Genomic DNA, 2,267 nt, shown 5'->3' with positions numbered 1-2,267 from the left:
AAACAGATGCTGGCAGAGACCCTCGGCCGACGGCCCGATCGTCCTGGCCTGCGCGAGGATGCGGCGCGTTTCCCGGGAGGGATTGAACGGCCGCTCGTCCTGCGGCAGTACCACCGTGCCCGGCCTGTCGGCCAGCATGTGGGTGCGCAGCAATGCCTGTGTCTGGAGGTTGCGGATTTCCAGGCGAGGGGCAAATTTACGCACCAGCACCTGGCCGCCGATGGGAGCCGGTTGGGCTGCGTAGCTGCTGTGGTCTACCCGGACGCACGTGTCGTCGCAGACCGTGTAGACCTTGTCGGTGAAGTATTCGAAGTTGCGCGCCGGCAAGGCCCGCAGATGGGGACGCTCCTCCTCGAACATCGCCTGGACCTCGCGACGGGTGCTGCCGTGAATTCTTCTGGCCGCCCAGTTTGATTCCCATTGCTCGAGGAAGGCGTTCTGCTCCTCGATCGATTCGAACCGGCGCCCCATCAGGGCCGTGCCCTGGGTATGCTGGATCGCGTTCTCGACGGTGCCCTTCCCATAGACCGTCAACTGCACGCGATCCGATCAGCGACACACAGCTTGTACGTGTCACTCACCCTTTCCATCCCCTGCGCGGACAAGAATTTGTGCTACTTGAGCGCCGCTGTGCCTGGGGCGAAGAGCGTGTGTACTTCCGCGATGTTTCGGGCAGGCTGAGACGCCTCCCGGCTTCGTGGACAAGCGTCTCAGCGCCCGAACCATTCGAAGTCCTCTCCGCAGGACGATCCACATTCCGCGTAGAAGACCTGCTGCATCTGATCGGGCTTATCGCCCGACACCGGGAGATCAGCGCGACAGCCTGTACCAAATCGGTCAAGCGCAAGTCGTCAAGAAAATAACGCCGCATACGTAAACTAAAATATGCCCGTGAAAATCAGGGCGCGCCGAAATGTGGAAGGTGTGGATTTATGCGACACCATAAACGCCTTATTTCTGGCAAACATGGATAGTAAATGTTCACTGCGGAAAGCCTTGATCCTCCTTGACATTTGCAATGCAGAGGCATAATTTATATTACATGCGACGAACCAAAAAGCCCGATCCGAAACTAGCTGCACTCCACGAGAGCGGGACGCTGAATCCACATGCACAGGATGTCCGTGATCCAGCGTTCGTTGCCAGCGACTTCTTCGATCCACGGGACTTGGTGCAGGTACGCTACGAGATGCTTCGCCGCGTGCGTACCGAGGGGCAACCCATCGCCGAGGTGGCGGCGCGGTTTGGCGTATCGCGGCCAACCTTCTACAAGGCGCAGGCCGACTTCGATCGTGAGGGACTTGCAGGGCTGCTGCCAGACAAGTGGGGGCCGCGCGGTGCTCACAAGATCACTGCGGAAGTATTGGACTTCATCGAGCAGACGCGCGATGCCGAGGATGGTCTGGGCACGAACGAACTGCTCGAACGCATCGCGGCGAAATTCGGTTTGACTGTGCACCGCCGTACGGTAGAGCGCGCGTTACAGCGGCAGCCGAAAAAAAAACGCCAGTGAATCCCCGGCGACCGTAACGACGCCGGACCCTGGAGTGCTGGTCGGGAGTTACGAAGCCTTGCGCGTCGATGTGGTCGAGAATCGGGGAAGCTCTTCGTCGGGGCGCGGGCGCACGCTCCTGATGTTCAAGAGCATGGCGGCGTGGATCGCAGGCATGCGTGAGACTCCATGTAACGCAGTTGCGCGCGCGGCAGGTGTTCGAAAACACTGAGAGCACCGAGCGCCAGTATGCGCTGCGCGAGCGCGCCGTTTCGCTGGGGTGGAAAATCGACCAGGTGTTCGTGATCGATTCGGATCTCGGGCAATCTGGTGCAAGTGCCGTCGATCGCGAAGGCTTCCAGCGGCTGGTTACCGAGGTAAGCATGTGAAAGGCTGGAATCATGATGGGTCTGGAGGTTTCGCGCCTGGCTCGCAACTCCTCGGACTGGCACCGGCTGCTGGAAATCTGTGCCTTGACTGATACCCTCCTGCTGGACGGCGATGGCGTATATGACCCGGCCCACTTTAACGACCGCCTCGTTCTGGGCTTGAAGGGAAAATGAGTGAGGCCGTGCATGTATTGCGCGCAAGATTACGTGGAGGAATGCTTAACAAGGCACAACGTGGAGAGCTTGAGATACGTTTGCCCATCGGCTTCGTCTATGATGGCGAGGGACGTGTCAGTCTGGATCCCGATCAGCGGATTCAGGACAGTATCCGCGAGTTCTTCCTCACGTTTCGTCGCACCGCTTCGGCCATGGCTTCCGTCAAGGCA

4 protein-coding genes and 2 pseudogenes are annotated in these 2,267 nt (G+C 59.6%); 5 read left to right on the top strand and 1 reads right to left on the bottom strand.

Annotation, left to right across the window (positions count from 1 at the left end; translation table 11 throughout):
• Positions 1–519 (bottom strand): annotated as a pseudogene (locus BMI01S_RS37015) (IS21 family transposase); the annotation flags it as partial.
• Here BMI01S_RS37015 and BMI01S_RS44405 point away from each other — a divergent pair.
• The 5 genes and pseudogenes from BMI01S_RS44405 to BMI01S_RS42760 form a co-directional block, all read left to right on the top strand.
• Entirely contained in the window at positions 411–863 is a 453-nt protein-coding gene (locus BMI01S_RS44405) for a DUF5372 family protein (RefSeq protein ID WP_409372334.1), read from the top strand. The pseudogene BMI01S_RS37015 and the gene BMI01S_RS44405 overlap by 109 nt on opposite strands.
• Positions 864–1,042: 179 nt before the next feature.
• Complete coding sequence (locus BMI01S_RS37010; protein ID WP_042293243.1) at positions 1,043–1,513, top strand: helix-turn-helix domain-containing protein; 471 nt, start codon at positions 1,043–1,045, stop codon at positions 1,511–1,513.
• Between the two features lie 158 nt (positions 1,514–1,671).
• The gene (locus tag BMI01S_RS42770) at positions 1,672–1,881 is read left to right on the top strand and encodes a hypothetical protein (RefSeq protein ID WP_208461007.1); all 210 of its coding nucleotides are present in this window, start codon (positions 1,672–1,674) and stop codon (positions 1,879–1,881) included.
• A 12-nt stretch (positions 1,882–1,893) separates the two neighbouring features.
• Entirely contained in the window at positions 1,894–2,055 is a 162-nt protein-coding gene (locus BMI01S_RS42765; RefSeq protein ID WP_208461006.1) for a recombinase family protein, read from the top strand.
• A pseudogene (locus BMI01S_RS42760) lies at positions 2,052–2,267 on the top strand (recombinase family protein); the annotation flags it as partial. The gene BMI01S_RS42765 and the pseudogene BMI01S_RS42760, both read left to right, overlap by 4 nt.

The organism is Paraburkholderia mimosarum LMG 23256 = NBRC 106338 (assembly GCF_000739815.1).
GTDB lineage: Bacteria > Pseudomonadota > Gammaproteobacteria > Burkholderiales > Burkholderiaceae > Paraburkholderia > Paraburkholderia mimosarum.
The sequence above is the reverse complement of the archived record's forward strand: the minus strand, read 5'-3'. Positions and strand labels throughout refer to the sequence as shown.

Coding starts and splice junctions, on each gene's coding strand:
- BMI01S_RS37010 (WP_042293243.1), top strand. CDS start 1,043: ATGCGACGAACCAAAAAGCCCGATCCGAAACTAGCTGCACTCCACGAG.
- BMI01S_RS42765 (WP_208461006.1), top strand. CDS start 1,894: ATGATGGGTCTGGAGGTTTCGCGCCTGGCTCGCAACTCCTCGGACTGG.